16 protein-coding genes are annotated in these 18,974 nt (G+C 55.3%); 7 read left to right on the top strand and 9 right to left on the bottom strand.

All coding sequences use genetic code 11. The features are described from left to right. Positions 1-142 precede the first annotated feature (142 nt). The 8 genes from Pan97_RS24150 to Pan97_RS24115 all read right to left on the bottom strand — a co-directional run bounded on the left by Pan97_RS24150 (position 143) and on the right by Pan97_RS24115 (position 10,200). Positions 143-604, bottom strand: coding sequence for a hypothetical protein (locus tag Pan97_RS24150; RefSeq protein WP_144977205.1), 462 nt, complete (start codon positions 602-604; stop codon positions 143-145). A gap of 108 nt (positions 605-712) precedes the next feature. After that, entirely contained in the window at positions 713-1,738 is a 1,026-nt protein-coding gene (locus Pan97_RS24145; protein WP_144977202.1) for a class I SAM-dependent methyltransferase, read from the bottom strand. Between the two features lie 26 nt (positions 1,739-1,764). Further along, a complete protein-coding gene (gene lptB, locus Pan97_RS24140; RefSeq protein WP_144977199.1) occupies positions 1,765-2,535 on the bottom strand; it encodes an LPS export ABC transporter ATP-binding protein in 771 nt (256 codons plus the stop codon). Between the two features lie 19 nt (positions 2,536-2,554). Continuing rightward, positions 2,555-4,306: a signal peptidase I gene (gene lepB, locus Pan97_RS24135; RefSeq protein WP_165698950.1), complete on the bottom strand. Its 1,752-nt coding sequence runs from the start codon at positions 4,304-4,306 to the stop codon at positions 2,555-2,557. A gap of 160 nt (positions 4,307-4,466) precedes the next feature. After that, positions 4,467-5,723, bottom strand: a complete 1,257-nt coding sequence (locus tag Pan97_RS24130; RefSeq protein WP_144977193.1) for a S26 family signal peptidase — start codon at positions 5,721-5,723, stop codon at positions 4,467-4,469. Between the two features lie 108 nt (positions 5,724-5,831). Beyond that, positions 5,832-7,646, bottom strand: a complete 1,815-nt coding sequence (lepA, locus tag Pan97_RS24125) for a translation elongation factor 4 (RefSeq protein WP_144977191.1) — start codon at positions 7,644-7,646, stop codon at positions 5,832-5,834. A 92-nt stretch (positions 7,647-7,738) separates the two neighbouring features. After that, positions 7,739-8,785 (bottom strand): ROK family protein, encoded by a 1,047-nt coding sequence (locus Pan97_RS24120; protein WP_144977188.1) that lies wholly within the window; start codon positions 8,783-8,785, stop codon positions 7,739-7,741. A gap of 251 nt (positions 8,786-9,036) precedes the next feature. Then, on the bottom strand, positions 9,037-10,200 hold the full coding sequence (locus tag Pan97_RS24115; protein WP_144977185.1) for a CinA family protein: 1,164 nt from the start codon (positions 10,198-10,200) through the stop codon (positions 9,037-9,039). 97 nt (positions 10,201-10,297) lie between these two features. On the opposite strand from Pan97_RS24115, the gene Pan97_RS24110 reads away from it, so the two are divergent. Next, positions 10,298-11,290, top strand: coding sequence for a DMT family transporter (locus tag Pan97_RS24110; protein WP_144977182.1), 993 nt, complete (start codon positions 10,298-10,300; stop codon positions 11,288-11,290). Between the two features lie 27 nt (positions 11,291-11,317). Here the strand turns inward: Pan97_RS24110 and Pan97_RS24105 are convergent, their stop codons facing one another. Next, positions 11,318-11,521, bottom strand: a complete 204-nt coding sequence (locus tag Pan97_RS24105; RefSeq protein ID WP_144977178.1) for a hypothetical protein — start codon at positions 11,519-11,521, stop codon at positions 11,318-11,320. A gap of 607 nt (positions 11,522-12,128) precedes the next feature. Here Pan97_RS24105 and Pan97_RS24100 point away from each other — a divergent pair. From Pan97_RS24100 to Pan97_RS24075, 6 genes are all read left to right on the top strand, one after another. Next, positions 12,129-12,983 carry a hypothetical protein gene (locus tag Pan97_RS24100; protein WP_174819556.1) on the top strand — a complete coding sequence of 285 codons (855 nt, stop codon included), beginning with the start codon at positions 12,129-12,131 and terminating at the stop codon, positions 12,981-12,983. Between the two features lie 249 nt (positions 12,984-13,232). Next, positions 13,233-13,823 carry an FHA domain-containing protein gene (locus Pan97_RS24095; RefSeq protein ID WP_165698949.1) on the top strand — a complete coding sequence of 197 codons (591 nt, stop codon included), beginning with the start codon at positions 13,233-13,235 and terminating at the stop codon, positions 13,821-13,823. A gap of 92 nt (positions 13,824-13,915) precedes the next feature. Continuing rightward, complete coding sequence (locus Pan97_RS24090; RefSeq protein ID WP_144977172.1) at positions 13,916-15,973, top strand: serine/threonine-protein kinase; 2,058 nt, start codon at positions 13,916-13,918, stop codon at positions 15,971-15,973. A gap of 220 nt (positions 15,974-16,193) precedes the next feature. Beyond that, positions 16,194-17,336 (top strand): hypothetical protein, encoded by a 1,143-nt coding sequence (locus Pan97_RS24085; protein ID WP_144977169.1) that lies wholly within the window; start codon positions 16,194-16,196, stop codon positions 17,334-17,336. Between the two features lie 153 nt (positions 17,337-17,489). Further along, complete coding sequence (locus Pan97_RS24080; protein WP_144977166.1) at positions 17,490-18,146, top strand: RNA polymerase sigma factor; 657 nt, start codon at positions 17,490-17,492, stop codon at positions 18,144-18,146. Between the two features lie 81 nt (positions 18,147-18,227). Next, a complete protein-coding gene (locus tag Pan97_RS24075) occupies positions 18,228-18,932 on the top strand; it encodes an AIM24 family protein (protein WP_144977163.1) in 705 nt (234 codons plus the stop codon). The last annotated feature ends 42 nt before the right edge of the window (positions 18,933-18,974 follow it).

The following is an 18,974-nucleotide window of genomic DNA, read 5'->3' as shown; positions in this document are numbered from 1 at the left end:
TTCGCCCCCGAAACGATTACATTACACAAAACATACCAGAAATTCTGACACAACTGCACGGGATATAGTTCCAGCGAACCAGTCTGCAGGGGTGAAAAAATCCATGGCAAAGCTGGGTTTATCCCTTGCTGATTCCGATCGCTTAGCCTTGGAATTGTTCGCGAATACCAGATCGCGACAAGTTCCACAGTGCCCAAGCCGACGGAAAAAACGAGAGGATAACCAGTGGTAACGGCAAACATCCAATGACGGAGCCAATCACGCTAACCCAGTAGTTTTTCCGCTTACGTATCGACCATCCGGCAAAAATCAGCAAGCTGCCTATGACAGCAAATGCCAACTCGTAAACCAGCGCTTTTAGCGCACTATCGAGATAAAACGATGGCTGTGCGTACGCTTCACTTTCGGCCGTGACATCACGATACATCAAGATAGATATCGGGATAGTTGCCACCGCAACGACAAGATAAATGGCGCCACATGTGATAATCACCATCGAGGCAATACCCAATCCATGGGCGGCTTGTGATTTGGCGAACGGTCGTGGAGAGGGGTCCGACGCCGGGCTGCTGTAGGGATTCGAGCTATTTTGAGTCGCAGGCATTTCATACCTACTACGAGGTCACAGGCACGTCCAGGCGGATTCAAACGCGGTGTCGACCGCGAAAGTTGATGATATCGGCCCCGTGGCGAGCAATCAATCGAAAGCTGGCTAGGCGGCGCGATTCCGGGTGACCTTGTCGACGAGCCTACGTCGATTCCCCTCAGAAAGCGAAAGAGTCCATTCGCGCAGGTTGCGTTTGAACTTATGACGCGCACGTCCGAGTCGCCCGTAAAAGTTCGCATACCAGTTTTGCTGGGCCTGGAATTGCAGCAGGTCCCAGGTCTTCTCGAAGTTGCCGGCCACGATCGGCTGCCAATCAACCTCGATTGGGATCCAAGGCTTGCCCAACAATGCCCCCACGACACTTCGACGCTCACAGGTATGCACCGTAGCCGTTACAAAGCCACAGGTGGCAGCCAGCGCCGAGAGGGTGCCGCAGTTGAAGTGGTACAAATGCCCCGGGTGCCACTTCTGATGGAACCGGGTATCGAGTGACTCGACGTTGGGGACCTCGACTAGAACACAGCCGCCTGGTTTCAGAGTCGTCCAGATTTTGGCAAGAGCTGCCTGGGGATCGGGCAAGTGTTCCAGGACGTGAAAAATCGTGACCACGTCGAAGTGCTCTTTCGGTAGGACGGCGCTTCGTAAGGATTCGTTGATGATCTTCACGCCGTAACTCTTACGACCAAATTGGGCATAGGTCTGATCGACCTCGATCCCTTGCATTTCGAGGCCATGACGGCGACCGACGTACAGTAATTCTCCTGAACCGGTGCCGACATCAAGCACGGCGGCACCTTTGGTGACCAGCGTCTTGATCATCTCGACTCGCTGGTTCGCGATGAAAGCGTTGCGAGCCGTATGTTTCCATTTGGGCTGGGAGGCCGATTTGTAGAAGCGACGATACGTGCTGCGATAGAAGTCGTCGATCGTGTCGTTGTCGGCGCGAGGATCGGTGTAGACGAGTCCCGTAGCTTGAGAGATGACCGTTCGCAAGGGGTAGCCGTATCGGTCTCTATCGCAAATCACGACGGCCGCATGCTGGCCAGAAATCGGGCAGGCAGCCTGGGCGTCGATCTGCGTTCCGATCTCGCCATTGGATCCATCCCAAGCGTGAAACACTCGGTGTGTCATGGGCCGTTCCTGATTTTCGGTAGCGACTAGGCTGCCGCATCCATGTCACTTCGATCGCCAAAGTTATTACGCGACAAGTTGCCAAAGTAATACTTCACCGCTTCTGGGTGTCGTACCACTTCGTCGGGCGTGCCGTGGCAAAGGATGTTGCCACGGTGAACGACGTAGCATCGATCGACGATTTCCAACGTCTTTTCTGCCTGGTGGTCGGTGATCAGGATAGAGATTCCACTGTCGCGAAGTTCGCGAATCACCAATTGAATGCTGTCGACGGTCACCGGGTCGATGCCGGTAAACGGTTCGTCGAGCATGATGATTTCAGGGTCGGAAACCAGGCAGCGGGCGATCTCCAGCCGGCGGCGTTCGCCCCCGGACAGACTCTTGGCTTTCGACTTGCGAATGTGGGTGATGTCGAATCGTTCCAACAATTCTTCACAGCGCATCTTGCGATGGTATGAGTCGATTCGCAGCAGTTCCATCACGCCCAGCAAGTTCTGCTCGACGGTCAGCTTTTGGAAGACACTGCTATCCTGGGCCAGATAACCCATGCCGCCGTCACGGCAACGTTTAAACATCGGCCAAAGCGTAACGTCTTTGCCGCTAAGTTCGACACGTCCTTCGTTAGGGGTAACCATGCCGCAAGTCATGCGGAAGCTGGTCGTCTTGCCGGCGCCGTTGGAACCCAAAAGGCCAACGATTTCACCACGTTTCACATCGTAGCTCACGCCATCGACGACGCGTCGTCGGCCGTAGGTTTTGACAAGGTTTTGAGCGGAGAGAATCGTTGATTCGTCCATGAATCGTTAGGTCCTACCGTTATTGAATGAACTTCATCCTGCTGAAGTTGGGGAAAAACGGAACTGGCTTATTCTTGGAATGAGGCCAATAGACGAAGAGTGCTTTGCCAATCAGCATGTGCTCAGGCACAAACTGTTGGCCCACCGGGAAGAGTCGGCCATCCTGGCTTTCGGCACTATTGTCGCCCAGCGGAAAGTATTGCCCCTTTTCCAGGGTGAAGATCGCCTCGCGACGCATGTTGAATAGCTCGGTCGAGTTCCAGGTTTCGGGGTTGGTCAGCGTCTCCATGATGCGATCGTCTGGAGGAGCGTTCCAGCCTGGGTGACCGGCGACTTCATAATCGAGCAGCGTGCTGGTTTCTCGCCCGTGGCGGTATTGTCGTCCATCGGCGATGTAGTAGACATCCCGCAGCACGCGTACGCGCTCAAGAGTCAATTGAACGGAATCGGTCCCGATACCCACTGGCAGCAGGTCGCCAGGATCTTCCGGGCTCCATTTAGGGGAAACCGGCTGATTGGGTGTGTAGGTCGCCGGTGCATTGAATTTCACAAGGCTACCGTTCACCCATAAGCGAAGCTCATCATCGGTGTTGGCGAAACGAAGCGAATACGTGCCGGCACCTCGAACGGAGGTTTGGGCTTCGATTTCTCCTGCATGGTCAAACGTGACCGATGGCTTGTTCGTATCGATGGTGGCCTTGCCGGTGGCAACGTCGATATCACAGCGAAAGTGCGTTCCCCCTTCGACCAGGTCGAGAGAGAGAATGCCTTGCTCCGACTTCACGGTGGCTTCGCACTCCAGCATCAAATCACCCACCCAATGCAACCCGGAGGAAGTCCGATGGTTGCGATAGCGGGTAACGGTATCGGTGTTATAGGCACTGAAGTCGGTGATTAACTGGCTGCACTCTTCGCGGGCCTTTTGCGTATCGATCGGATCATTGTGTTCCGCCAGGGCCCAATAGCTGAAGGTGCGTCCGTTGTCAGCCAGCACGTGTCGATAACGCAGCCACGTTGGTTTTCCGCTTGGCGTGCACGTCCAGGCTCCATTCTCCTGCTTGACCCAATCGGCACGCGTTTCGGTGGGATGAGCCTCGAGTCGGTCCGGAAACCCAGCCTTCTCCAGAATGGGACAGGGATAGTTGGTGTCGTAGACCAAGCGATTTAATGTCAACTGCTTGGAAGGAGGTTTTCGCGCAATGCTGAATTGCGTTTCGCCTGGCTTCTTGATGTAGATATCGCCGTGATAGATACGAACCGTCTCGCCAGGTAGACCGATCAGACGCTTGATGTAGTTCGTTTGTGGTTCGATCGGGTATTTGAAAACGATCACATCCCAGCGGGCCGGGTCCGCAAAGTCATAGGCGAACTTGCTAACCAGGATTCGATCGCCGCTGTACGATGGGTTGTCCCCGATTTCGGTCAGACGATGGTACAGCGGATCAATTGCCTCGACGACGTTCTGGAATTGTCGGTTGGTCGTGCGGTCCATCTCGCCGCTGGCACCCACCGTGTATTCATAGCCGGAATACTCATCGACCACATCTTTATGGCGTCCAAGAAGCGTGGTTGCCATCGATCCGGTTGGTATGACAAACGCCTCGGCTTCGAATGCTCGAAACAGCAGCGCCAAGATCACGGCGACGACAAGCGACTCGACAAACTCGCGCGTCACGGCAAAGTGATCGGTGTCGCCTGATTGCTGGGAAGACTTCGAATCGTTCGCCGCGAGCGAGCCTGAATTCGATGAATTGCGTTTTTTCTTGGCCATATATCCGCTACTTCTCGCTGAAAATCGGCAAGGCGGCCGTCGAAGCAGTGGCACATCGCGCGGTAGACGGATGACCATCAGGGACGCCTGGACTATTCACTATACCCAATCCGGAGATTCGACGCAGCGCTGGTCATGGGGCGTCTGCTTGCATTCAGACCTATTCAGCTAGCACCCGTAAAACCTTGCCGCGTAGGTTCTTACGGACGTCGATAGGACCAAGTTCAAAGCGGGAGTCGTCGGAGACGGGAGTGTTATCTCCCAGAACAAAGATTTCGTCCGGGGACAATTCCCGGTCGAACGACCACTGGGTCGGTCGTCGCTGGCGACCCAGCCAGACGATGTCGCGATAGACCTTCACATGACGCAGGATGGCTTGTCCCTCATCAATCTTGAGTGCGAACGGCTGGTTGCTCCACTGCATGCTGGCGGCGCCCAGAGGGAAGTACCCATGTCGTCGATCCTGCTGAAGCTCAAGAAAGAACTCTCCGTCGTACTCCCCTGCCCTGATGGTCATTCCGGCCAGGCTGTCGATCGAGAGAGGTAACGTTATCGACTGCTCGGAATTGCTTCCTTGGACAATACCCTGGCTGAGATCGACTTCGATGGTAGCCGTATGTTCGTTTCCCTGCAGCCGAATCGTGAGCCCTTGGGCCTGCCAATGCTCGCATTTGAATTCGATCCAGAGATCCGAAACCGGAAACAACTCCCGCGAGACGCTGTGATTGTAGCCATAGCTATCCAGCGGCGAAGCGGCATGCTCTACTGGGCTCGGTGGTGGTAGACAGCGATGATGATGGTAGATCAGCCAGTCATTATTGTTTGTGTGATCATCCCCGATCGGTGCGAAGCCCAGGGAACCCTGACGCACATTCCACCCGCTACCGGCGGAACGCTCACTGCGAAAGCGTGGACTGTTTGGTGCCGCGTGCGATTGATCGAAGACAAGCTGCTTCAGCGCTTCGCGCCCCTGGGGGGATTTGCGGATGAGTTGCGCGCCTCGATACAACTCGCCTTGGCGAATCTGAGGAGTCTCTCCCGGCAGGAAAGCGATTCGCTTCACTTGCCAGGCGTTGGTTTCCGGATCTTCTAGCAAGACGACATCCCAGCGCCGAAGTTGATTTGGCTCGATGGTTTCCCAGATCAAGCGATGTCCAGGTCGCACTTTCGATGTGTCGATGGGGTTCTCTTGAAAGCCACAATTAGGACAGGTCGCGTATTCGGGAAGCTCTGTCGCGTCGAGCGCTGTCGAATATTTGCATTGCTCGCAGGTGAGTGGATAGTGCGGACCCAGTAGTGATGGCGCCATCGATCCGCTGGCAACCCGATAGATCGGATCTGGCGTTGCGGTTGCCACTGCGAAACCGGCCACGCATCCCGTGAAGATCAGCAGAATCAAGAGTGGGCCAAGACGCATTGGCGCCTCCAGCTTCAAAAGAAAACAAATCGGACGCAATCACTCGGCGGGTGGGGCATGCCGAGTGATACTTCTATGTTAATTGCGCCTGAGGGGTGAGGAGAGAAATTATGAGCGATCTTCGCCGGTTTCGAGCACCGCCATGAACGCTTTTTGCGGAATATCGACCGAACCGATCGATTTCATCCGCTTCTTACCTTCCTTCTGCTTTTGCCATAGCTTTCGTTTGCGAGAAATGTCACCACCGTAACACTTGGCGGTCACGTTCTTGCGGAGGGCCTTCACCGTTTCGCGAGCGATGACGCGATTTCCGATGGCGGCTTGGACGGCCACCTCGAACATGTGACGGTCGATTTCGGATTTCAGCTTCTTCACGACGGCTCGTCCGCGACGATCGGCATCGGCTCGGTCGCAGATGATGCTCAACGCATCTACCCGCTTGCCGTTGACCAGGATGTCCATACGGACGAGATCCGCTTCTTCGTAGCCGCGGATCTCGTAGTCCATGGTACCGTAACCGCGGGTCGCACTCTTCAGCTTGTCGTGCAAGTCGTAAATCACTTCGGCCAGCGGAATGTCGTATACGAGCATCGATCGAGTTGGCGAAAGATACTCGGTGCGAACGTGAATCCCGCGACGTTCGTTGCAAAGCTGCATCACCGCCCCGATGTAGTCAGACGGCTGAATCAAACTCACACGAACGATCGGCTGCAAAAACGTTTCGATCTCGCCGGCATCCGGCACATCCTGTGGTTTGTGAATGTCGATCGTTTCGCCGTTGCGGTTGATGATCTGGTAGGTCACGTTGGGGGCCGTCTGCACCAGGTCGATGTCGGCCTCTTGTTCGAGCCGTTGCTGCACGATCTCCATGTGCAGCAGACCGAGAAAACCGCAGCGGAAGCCAAAGCCCAATGCGTCGCTCGTTTCCGGCTCGAAGGTAAAGCTTGGGTCGTTGATGCGGAGGCTCTTCAGGGCGTCGCGCAGTTGTTCGAAGTCTTGGCCGTCGGAAGGGTACAGCCCGCAGAAGACCATCCGCTTCGGTTCCTGGTACCCAGGCAGTGCCTTGGCACCCTTGTCCCCTTGGACGGTGATCGTATCACCGATGTTGACCAGTTCCAGCGACTTGATGTTGCAGATGACGTAACCAACCTGGCCGGCGGCGAGTTCATCGCGCGCGACCGGGCGTGGCGTGAACTGACCGACTTCGAGTACGTCGTGATTCGTTTCCCCTTTGATGAAACGAATCTTGTCTCCTTTTTTGAGCGAACCATTCATCACGCGAACGTAAGTGATCGCACCGCGGAACTTGTCATAGTGGGAGTCGAAGACCATCGCCTGGAGCGTGGCCTGACGATCTCCTTTAGGAGCCGGGATACGCTGGATGATGCGGGCCAGAAGCGCATCGACCCCTTGCCCCGTTTTGCCGCTGATACCGCAGATGTCGGTCGCGTCGAGGGCCAAGGTATGTTCGATTTCCTCGGCGACTTCCTCGGGCCGGGCGTGATTGAGGTCGATCTTGCTGAGGCAAGGAACGACTTCCAGATCGTGTTCCATCGCCATGAAGGCATTAGCAACCGTTTGAGCCTCGACACCTTGGAAGGCGTCCACCAGCAGGACGGCACCTTCGCAGCACGTCAAAGAGCGGCCGACTTCATACTGGAAGTCGACGTGGCCAGGGGTATCGATCAGGTTGATCTCGTAATCTCTGCCTTCGTGCTTGTACTTCATCACCACGGCACGAGCTTTAATCGTGATACCGCGTTCCCGCTCGACTTCCATATCGTCGAGCAGTTGCTCTTTCATTTCCCGCGAACTGACGGTGGCCGTTTTCTCCAGCAGACGATCGGCCAACGTGCTTTTGCCGTGGTCGATGTGTGCGATGATGCAGAAATTGCGAATGTACTTCTGGTCGATGATTGCCATCGTGATGAAGATGCCCTGGGATGGAGTTGGCTCTTGGAGGAACCCGGCGAATGTCCGAATGATTCGGGTAAACGCCCCATTATACATCAGGACTAGGTTGTCAGGGAATCGCGGTGGGCGACGACGCGGGCCTTACCAGCAGCCCCCAAATAGCCAGCATCACCACCCAAGCGGGCGAAATCGACCACCGTATGCTGGGCTGGAACCGGAAATGCCCGGGCCTTGACCTCCTGGCGGACCCGATCGAGGAACTTACATCCCAATTCGGTTTCATGCCCCCCAAAATTGATGGCCCCACCCAAAATCACCGCCCCGGGGTCGATTGTGTGCATCAGCGAAACGATCCCGATGCCCAGGTAGCGAGCCGTTTCCATCACGATGTGTAAGGAAAGACTGTCGTCTTTTTCCGCTTCTTGGGCGACCATCAGGGGCGTGAGCTTCTCGCCGCCATCGATCCGGGCGTGGAGCGAACTTTCCTTTTTCAGGTCCATCGCCAGGGCCTCTTGCGTTCGCTTGACGATAGCCGTTCCGCTGGCGTAGGCCTCGAGATGGCCGCGCTGGCCGGTCGGAATCGTGCGGGCATTCTCGCTGAAATCAATGATAATGTGACCCAGTTCGCCACCGTGACTGTGTTCGCCATCGATCAGCAGATCGTCGACAATGATCCCGCCACCAACGCCGGTGCCGAGGGTCAGCATGATGATGCTGCGGAATTCTTTGCCGGAACCGAGCCAGTATTCACCGAATGCGGCGGCGTTGGCATCGTTGGCGTAGACGACCGGACGCCCGGTGAGCTTCGAGAGGCAATCCCGGATCGGAAAGTTGTACGAGTTCGGAAGGTTGTGGGGCTCCAGGAGCATACCCCTTTCGATATCCATTGTGCCAGGCGTGGCCAGGCCGATCGCGGCGATGTTATCCATCGGACGGCCGACGACCTGCATCATCTCTTTGATGACTTCCGTGGTGCGTTCCATGTACCGCTGAGGACCTTCAGGCTCGTTGGTTGGAATCTTCTTGTATTCGACCGTGTTACCATGATCGTCTACCAGGCCAATTTTGATATTGGTGCCGCCAACATCGACGCCGCAAAAAAGTGGCAGCGTCTCTTTGCCGGGATCAATGTGTGGTACTGACGTCATGGAATTGTCTTTTCTATAGCGATGGACGAACGAAAGACCGCATAGGGAGCGACCTTAATCATATGAAAGGGAGCTTACAGTCGCAATCCGCTCCATTGTTTCCCTTAATACGCACCTAAGGTGATTCTGTTTCAACAGGTCGGATGATGGCCAATGGATAGCAGTCACCGAGAGTTCCACAGCGTGTCCTTTGGAGAGAGAAGTGCTTCGTCTGGCTATTACGAAGCATGGTTGCGTTGAGAAATGTTTCGCTAGAATGCGCCGGTTCGGATTTCTGTGGACGAGATGTCCATCCGAAATTGAGAGGCGGAAACCGGCTGGCAGAGTTTCGCCAGGCTCGCGGGCAAGTTCAACTGATCGAACGTCAGGAAGCTCTCGTCGACCACCCGCGGGAAAACGAGGAATTTACAATTCTGTTGGGCGAACTCGCTGACGGCCGCATCGCGAAGTTGGATGGAGTTCTGGTAATAGCGAGGCTCGGCGATCCGTACGATCGTGTCGGCACCCACGACGAAGGTTGCCTCTGGGAAAATCTTTGACTTGTCGAGAAAGGTCGGAGCTTTCGTCAGCCAGCAGCGCTGCGGGGCCTCGAACTGTTCGGCGCGAGACTTGATGTGGAAGAAGTCGAGCGGTGGTTTGTCGACGTTTTCGATCGAGATCTCGAAATCCACCGGGTGGCCGGTGATCTCTTCGGCCACTTCCGCCATCGTCTGGTGTCCCTCGTGCAGCGGATTGAACGCTCCGGGAAACAAGACCCCGCTAAACGATTCGAGCGAAGCGTCCTGCTGGGCCTTGGGGACGCACACGGCCGTTCGCTTGCCGAGCAGAAGATCCGTCCAGGCGGGCCAGGCGCTGGCCGTCATTTCGTCAACGCGTTCCCCCGGTAGAAGGTCGAGCGGAATTCGATCGGAGAAACCAGTCGCATCGGCCAGGCGGTTCAAAAGCAAAGCGGCGACGACATTTTCTTCTCGCCCACGATCTCGCGAATCCTTGGTCAGAACGAGGGACGCTATGCTGCTGCTGCTGGCGGTTTGTATGGCGATGTGAACTCGATGTTGACCCTTCTTGGGGCGAAGACTACGCAAACTGGCACTGCATCCAATCCCCACAAGGTGCATGTCATCTAGATCTGCGGGAGAAATTCGACTTTGTAAGTCGCGAGCACGAAAAAAGGCTCGCATCGCCATGGCCTGTGCCGTTGCTCGGCTGCAATAATGACTGGGTTTGTAGCGCAGAAAATCTTCCAGGGATGCGCTCGAGTAGGGAACCACAGCTTCGAGAACGGTGTCGGATGCACCGGGGACGCTCAGCAGTTGGCTGAGCGCTTCGCTCCCACCGCCAGTGACCACGGCCGCCAATTTCCATGGCGAGCGGTGAAGCTGGCGAATCAGTTGATGGGTTATTGTGTCTTTCATTGGTCGTTCCCTATCCCATACCCCTGAAAGAATAGATCGCAAACCAATGGCTGTCGACCACACGTATACGGCACATGACCGATTACTCTCCTAGTATATGACGCAACGAACCTCTCCGAATCCATGGTTAGGGTTAATTTGTGGTGTTCTTGCCGCGGTGGGTTATTCGCTGGCGAACATCTGCCTGCGCTGGCTCACGAATCTGGACCCGATATGGGTCTCTTTTTTCAAGGCGATTCCCACGGTTGTGTTGTTTGCTCCGATAGCCGTTTGGCAGGTTCGCACGGGGCGATCCCCCATGCCCAAGGCATCTTCTATTTTCATTCTTATCGTGGCCGCAATTATCAGCCAGCTATTGGGCAACGCCATGCTGCAGTGGAGCTTTGGCGTCGTTGGGGTGGCCATGAGCGTCCCTCTGTGTCTGGGGACGATGATTGTGGTCGGGGTGATGGTTAGCAATTGGCTGCTGGAGGAATCCCTAACCCGCTGGCAACGCTGGGGAACAGCTTCCCTGGTGCTGGCCCTTATTACGCTTAGTCTGGCTGGGAGAGGAGCGGTTCAGTCGGTCGTGGAAGATGCGTCTGGGTGGTTGATGATCGGCGCAGGGATCGTGGCACCCATGTTGGCAGGGATTTCCTACGCCTTCTTGAGTGTGGCCATCCGTCGGGGTGTCTCCGGCGAAGTGAGCATGTTCATGACCACCTCGCTGATCTGTGCCGTTGGGATAGCGATCCTCGGCCCTTTGAGTCTCTATACAACAGGCCTGGAAGAAATGGCACTCACGACTTGGTCACAATATGGAGTGCTGTTGATTGCCGGACTCTTGAACGCGGCGGCGTTTGTCGCTCTAACGTTGTCATTTCGATACGCTCCGGTCATTGTTGGGAATGCAGCAAATTCGCTTCAGAACCCTCTTTCGGCGCTGGCTGGGGTCATCTTGTTTCATGAAGCTTACAGTATCAACTTGATCTTCGGCGTGGTGCTGACAGTGCTGGGCGTGGTGATGATGGGCCTGAGAGAGAGACCGCTGCCTGAGCCATCAGAAGAGATTCAAGAAATAAAATCGGCCGTCGTTGGAGACGGCCGATAGTTGTGTGTTGAGTTTCGGTGTTGTGCCTTAACGGCTGCTGACCAAGTGCTTTCGGCTCGAGTTGGGCGATACAAAGTGTACGTTTTCTTCCTCTAGGATCTCCAACGCGTGATCCATCCAATCAGACAACTGTGTCAGCGAATCTTCGGGGAGTGCCTGGTAGACCACAAAATTCCCTGTCGGGGTCTTCGGTGGCTCGTGAACCAGCTTGAATGGCGTCGAGTGATCCATTGAAATTTCTCCTATCCGATCGAGCCACAATTCGAAAGAAGAGGTGCTCGTTTAAGTGGACGGCTTCTGGTCACAACATGACACCGCAACCGTGGTGCCAAGTTCGCACAATTTCTTAATGGGGCGTCGCAATTCTTTCCTAAGGTGAAATTTATCAACTAGTTGGGGCTTTTGAGGGCCAATTCACTTTGCGGACAGCCGAAGTGCTTATTGTGTGGTCTTCAGGCAACGGCTGCCATTTTCATCAACATCTTTCACACGGCCTGCCATCCTAACTGTCCCGGGAGCAATTGCATATTGCAGTCGAGAACTGCAACTTACGGCTCGCGTTAAGGGAAGTCATTCTGACCCAGCCCTACTACCCTGCCCCTCGCCAGAGTTGATCGAGAAAGGGGCAACTTTGGCCTAATTCTGCTCTCGTCACAGTTACCTCTGACAGCATGTCAAAAAACGGGAAAAAAATCCAAAGATCGGCAAATTCGCGGCGAAGTCCTATCTATGCCTGCAAGTTAACCGCTCGGTCATGGCCGCTAATCACGATCCGTAAAGCCGTGCCGGGCAGGAAAAGTACGAGGGTCATTCCGTTTATTTCAGAGAGGGTTGAGTGATGATCAAGAAACTCGCATGCACCGGAGTCGGTGCCGCACTGTTGGCAGGGCTCGTGTTTGGGACCGACGCTTACAGCTACATCTCCACGACCGCCAGTCGTGTGAGCGACAACGTCAAAAACAGCGTTCCTGTCGAGTTCGAACTCGATCGGGCTCGCAAGATGATTCAGGACCTGACTCCTGAGATTCGCCGCAACATGCATATGATTGCGAAAGAAGAAGTGGAAGTCGAAAAGCTCCAAGCTCGCGTCGGCGACCTGCAAGAGAAGCTGGCTTCCAACAAGGCGGACATCATTCGCCTGAAGAACGATCTCGATTCCGGCAGCACCTACTTCACCTATGCTGGTCACGAGTACTCGCGTAACGCGGTGCAGACCGACCTTGCTGGTCGATTCGAGCGTTTCAAGACGCAGGATGCTACCCGTGTGAAGTTGGAAAGCATTCTTCGTGCCCGCGAACAAGGATTGGACGCTGCTCGCGCCAAGCTGGACGGCATGCTGACCGCTCGCCGACAACTGGAAGTCGACGTCGAGAACCTGGAAGCACGCCAGAAGATGGTGGAAGTGGCCCAAACGTCGAGCAAATTCGCGTTTGATGATAGCCACCTGTCCAAGACCAAGCGTCTGATTGATGAAATCCGGACCCGCATTGACGTGGCCGAGCGAATGGTTGACGTCGATGGCGAACTGGCTGGCGAAATCCAGCTGGACGAGCAGGTCGATGCCGACATCAGCAATGAAGTCGCATCGTATTTCGGTCTGGAGATCGAACTGGACGACGAAGAACTAGCCGAAGTTGACACGAAGGCTGCCGAGAAGCTGACTAAGCGAATTGAGCTTTCTCAGCTGAACTAGGGCACGGATTGACCCTTGGAAATCTCCAGCGAGGTTGAGATGGCTTCAGCTTAACGAAGTTGCAAGCCATCTCAGCACGCGCGGCAATCCGGTCCCCTTGCCCCCGTCTGCGGGGAGAGGGGACAAGATTAGGGTTGCAAGATCGAACAGCTTAGGGGTGGGGGCTTGTGTGATAAACTTAGTATTAGCCAACACGAGCAAGAGCGAATGTCCATAGTTGAGTCAGATTTCGCGTATCGAAGAGGGAATGTGAGCGACCGCCTGCAAATGTGGATCGATGGGGTCGGCGGCTTTATGCTGCTGCTGGCCGATCGCGTCAATATTGGCCAGGCCATGGCTTCCGCCCAGGTAGATATCCCTATCATGGGAGATATCAGCCGGCGTCATGCTGCCATCAAGCGCAGCGGAGACGAATACATCGTTGAGCCACTATCGGAAGTCAAACTCAACGATCAATCGATCGATGGCCCTTCGCTGCTAAAACACCGCGATGTGATGACCTTGGGGCGAGGCGTGAAGCTACAGTTCACGCAGCCGCATCCTTTAAGCACGTCGGCCGTGCTGAAGATTGTCAGTCGGCACCGAACCGAACCGACGTGCGATGGAGTGGTCTTGTTGGCGGATTCGCTGCTGATGGGGCCCAAGTCGAACAACCATGTCATGTGCACCCAGTGGCAGCATGACGTGGTCGTTTACCGGCAGGGAAGTAAGTTACTTTTGAAATCGAAGACACCCCTATTCCAAGCCGATTCGACCCAGCCGGCGACATCGATCAGAATAGGAGAAACGGTCCAGGGAGAAGAGGTATCGTTTTGCCTGGAGCCACTAGGCCGGGCATGAAAACCAACGTCCTGTCCCCTCTCCACCGTCTGCGGGGGAGAGGGGACAGGATGTTGCAAACTTATCAATTTCCGTTGGCCAGGGACTAGACCATGAACCAGTCGGCAGCCGCCATTACTCCGGAGAACCAACCGGGGGACGATGAAGTCGGCCCTGCGAACTTAGCCAAACCGAAAGAAAGCCCCATGCGGTTTACTTACAAGAGCGGTTCCTCTCCGTTGGATGGATACACCATCAAGCGGGGCGTGGGGGCCGGCGGTTTCGGTGAAGTCTATTACGCCACGACCGAGTCTGGCAAAGAAGTCGCGCTGAAGCACATTCAGCGTAATCTCGAAATCGAAATGCGTGGTGCCAAGCACTGTTTGAATCTCAAGCATCCGCACCTCGTTTCTCTGTACGACATCCGATACGACAAAGACGGCGAAGGCTGGATTGTCATGGAGTTCGTCCACGGCGACAGTCTGCAAGATATCGTCGAGCGTCATCCCAACGGCATGCCGCGGGAAGAAGCATTGTCCTGGTTCAAAGCGATCGCTTCCGCCGTCAACTACCTGCATGACCATGGCATCGTTCACCGCGACCTGAAGCCGGGAAACATCTTCAACGATCAAGGCACCGTCAAGATTGGTGACTATGGTCTGTCAAAATTCATCTCGGTCAGCCGTCGTAGCGGTCAGACCGAAAGCGTCGGCACGTTTCACTACATGGCTCCCGAGATTGGCAAGGGACGCTACGGTCGCGAGATCGACGTCTATGCTCTGGGGATTATCCTGTTCGAGATGCTCACCGGCCGCGTTCCTTTCGAGGGGGAAAGCAGCCAAGAGATCATCATGAAGCATCTCACGGCGAGCCCTGATCTGGGTAACCTGGGCGAGCCGTTTCGGAGCGTGGTCTCCCAGGCGCTTGAAAAGGATCCCGACAAGCGAACCAGCAGCGCCGAGGAAATGCTCGAGCAGTTGGGCTTGAAAGAAAACGTCGGATACGTTTCAGCGATCAACACTTCGCGTCCCGCGGCTGCTAAAAGTCAGTCGCCGGCGGATGCTCCTCCCCAGTCGGAAGTCAAAGCGAAGATTGGGTATGTCGAAGCGCCCGCCTCGAAGGGAACCCTACACGACGAACCGATTGCCCAGGCCGTCACCAGTATGGCCGAACGCTTCAGCCGTTGGTGGAACCACAACAACACCAGTATGCCGGTGAAAGTCCTCGTGCTGGGAGCGATTGCCTTTGGCATCGTGACCAATTTACACTTCATCGTGCCGCTCGCGTTCGTTGGTGGTGCCGTTTACATGGCTTACCTGTTTATTCGCTTGCTGGTAAATACGACGCAGGACCAGAATCCTGGCGGGACCGGGGCCCCTGAACAGAAGGGTTCCAGCGGTCGCTATCATCCCGAAGCGATGAGGCGCAAGCATCGAGCCGCCGAGGATGCCGGATGGCAACCCAAGCGGAAAGATCGTGAACGAGCCGCGATCGCCGTGCGGCCAACTCGAGAAAAAGTTCGCGAACTACTGGGCTCGCTGATCGCCAGCGGTGTCTCCGCCATCTTGGTATCGTTCGTCCTGTTGGCCATTTCGGTCGGTGAAGAGGCATTCACCAGAACGGCGATCCTGACGATTGGCCCCGCCTACGTGTTTTTCACCGGGCTAACCATCCTAGCGTCGTGGGCCGTGCTGATCACTTCCAAGATGTGGGAAGATCATAATGGTGATCAAGCCCGCCGCCGCATCATCATGATGATCATTGGCGTGGGACTGGGAGTCACTACCTGGTTCGGGTCGATGATCGTATTCACAGGCATCCCCGACGCAACGAACATGCAGACGCCATGGTTCGCGATGGGCGAGCAGTCGTCGGTCGGAGCCCTGATGATGTTCTTCGGCCTGGTCTTCCTGGTTCCGCGCTGGTGGAAGCTGGCCGATCCGCTGCGAAGCAATTGGCTGAGCATCTGGAACACAGGCCTCTTCGTCATTTGGGCCAGTATTCTCGCGGCCTTTTGGCCATTCCTGCAGCCTTGGGGAATCATGCTTGTTGGCTCGGTCGCCGCGACCGTTCAGCTTTCCGCTCCTTGGCTCAACCAGCATCGCCGCGACGTCGAACGCCGACGATACGAACAGGAATTGAAGGAGACAACTGTCAGTGGAGGCCACTAGACTCCATTTTTTGCACCAAACTTGAGATGACAAATGATGGACGTATCAATGAGTTGGATGTTGCTGCTGGCCCTGGCTGGCGTCTTGGTTGTTGGCGTACTTGGATTAGTTGTTGTGTTCGCCGCAATTTTTTCCCGGGGACGCCAATAAACGACGGGCTATGGCGAATAACGCTTAGCTCCTCGCCCCAGTGACTCTTATGGTAGAAACAGCACCTGACATGACGATCAGCATTTTGGCAATCTTGTTGCTTGGCTTTCTGCTTGCCTGCCTGGTTGGTGTGGTGATCCTTGTGATCGCTGTCGCTGGCAAGCATGGCGGAAAGGTTGCTGCCGGGTTAGGGGCTGCCGTGCTGTGTGGGATGGTACTGTTTTGTGGCGGTGTCATGGCTTTTACCGTTAGCGCTACGCGCGTCGAACCGGCAATGGAGGCCCCTGTCGAGGTCCGCTCGTATGGTGAAGCGGAATATGGCGACTCGTATGGTGGAGGTGAAGTGGAATATGGCGAGGGCCGCTCGTATGGTGGAGGTGGAGCGGAATATGGCGAGTCGTTACAACGAACACGTGTTGACGCTGTGTCCGAGCGTAAAGAATCGATCGTCCCCCCGCATGCCCAAAAGGTTGCAAACCCAGCACCTGTCGAAGTTGAAGCTCCCTTGCCTGTTTCGACCGATATTCTGACTGGCTCCAATTTCACAACGGAAGAGGCGACCGCTTCCACGGGGAAAACGATTGGGCAGTTCGCTGGAACCATTTACCAAGAGTTTCGTAATCAACTGAAGTCAGGCAAGTTCGATTTAGATCCCTCAAGAATCATTCCTCCTGGCCGTCCCAGTTGGGTTGAACAAGAGCCTCATTGGGGGCATGACCGAACCTATTATATTTCGGTCAGTTCCGGGCCATATGACAGGGGAATGGATTGCCGCCGTGCGTTGGATTTGGAGATCAGTAAGGCCATCGATCAATTCGCCATCGAACTGACTGGAAGCGAAGATGCACCGGCGTTGATTGGCGACCAACTCGCGACCATCAAGGAAACGGTTACGACCGAATCGTACCAGGAGGAGTTGACGCCTTCGTTTGGGGTCATGCATCAGTGGCACTCGCTGCTCAAGTTCGATCCGGCCGTTCAAGAGCAGATCCGCCAGTTCTGGTATGCCCAGCAACGCATCAGCCGCGTCGTCTATATCGGGACAGGCTTCCTGTTCCTGCTTGGTCTTATGTCCATCTTTTACGCTGGCATGTCGCTTACCGGTAAGGGTTCGCGAGTCTCTCCCACGCTGGTCTCTGTCGGCAGTGTGGCCGCCTTGTGTGGTTTGATTGCCGCAGGTGTGATTTTCGTCCGATCATTTCCCATGCTATAACTTGGGATAGAGGGATTTGACGTAACCAATGGTTGCCATTGGCTTTGCCGGTGCGACTCAACGTTATGGCTCGTGGCTGCGGTCCAGGTTTCATCTGCCGCGTGACGCGCCAATCGGGATACTTTTCAAGGCTTCGTAAGGAACTGCACTCCCTTGTCACCTACACGTGTATCAGAAACCGATGCCCTGCTGATTGGCCGCATCCGTGACGGTGAGGAAGATGCCTGGCAGGATTTAATCGACCGTTACGAAGGGCGTTTGCTCGCGTTTGTCGAAAGTCGCCTTCGCCGTCGAGCCCATAGCGAAGACGTGGTTCAAGAAACATTTATCGGTTTCCTGAACAGTCTGCCCAACTATGATGGCCGTCGAAGTTTGGAAAGCTATCTTTTTGCGATCTGTGCGTATAAACTCACCGATCATCTGCGTCGCGAAGGCCGTCGGCCCACGCTCCCGCTAAGTTCAGCCGGTGGTGGGAAGTCAAGCTCCGATACCTGGGAACTGGAAGGCCCTGCCCGGCCAGCGTCGAGCCTGGTGCGAAGTGGCGAGCGGCGTCGGATGGAGGAAGATGCCTTGGTGGAAGCCATTCAGGAGCAAATTGCCAAATGGAAGGAACGCGGCGACTGGGTGAAGATCCAGTGCATGGAACTACTATTCGTGCGTGGTTGGGCGAATAAAGACGTCGCTACCAAGCTGAACATCAGCGAGCAGCACGTCGCGAATTATAAACATGACTTCACGAACAAACTTCGCGGAAGTGTTAAGAATCAACAGCTGAGTGAGGAAGTCTTTCCGGAGCTATACTCACCATAGGAAACTACTTGTGACAGAGTCGCGAGGCAAACGGTGACTCCAAATCTTCTCTAAAACCTGAATCTGGGGGAAATAGCAACGATGTCTGCAGTAGAAAACCGATACACGCTTCGTGAATTTGTCGAGCAGACCCAGCAACGGGATCGCGGCGAAGGCTTCTTTGAAATGGAAAGCCCGCGTATTCTGGAAGTGAACCTAAAAAGCAACTTCGTCTGGACCAAGATGGGATCGATGATCTCGTATCTTGGTAGCATGAAATTCGAGCGCGAAGGGATGTTCGACAAGGGACTGGGCGGGTTCTTCAAGAAAGCCGTGACAGGGGAAGGTGCTCGTCTGACCAAGGTCACAGGGACCGGCAAGGTTTACCTGGCGGACTACGGCAAGAAGATCCAGATTCTTCGCCTCGAAAACCAAGAGATCGTGGTGAACGCCAATGATATTCTGGCATTCGAGGACACTGTCAGCTGGGACATCAAGATGATGAAGCGAATCTCATCGATGATGGCCGGCGGTTTGTTTCAGATGACGCTTAGCGGCACCGGCATGGTCGCTATCACGACTCACTACGAACCGCTGACGTTGGTCGTGACACCAGACCAACCTGTGTATACCGATCCAAATGCAACGGTCGCGTGGAGCGGAACGCTGCAGCCGAATTTCAAGACCGATATCTCGTTCCGCACGTTGATTGGCCGTTCCAGCGGCGAATCGTTCCAGATGGAATTCGTCGGCAACGGATTCGTCGTTGTGCAACCATTCGAGGAAGTCTATCACGTCGAAGGTTAGCCGGCGGCGTTTAGGCATGAATACTAACCACGGCTGCCGGTG

This window comes from Bremerella volcania (assembly GCF_007748115.1).
GTDB classification, from domain to species: domain Bacteria; phylum Planctomycetota; class Planctomycetia; order Pirellulales; family Pirellulaceae; genus Bremerella; species Bremerella volcania.
Note: the sequence above shows the minus strand (reverse complement) of the source record. Positions and strands in the feature narration are given on the sequence as shown.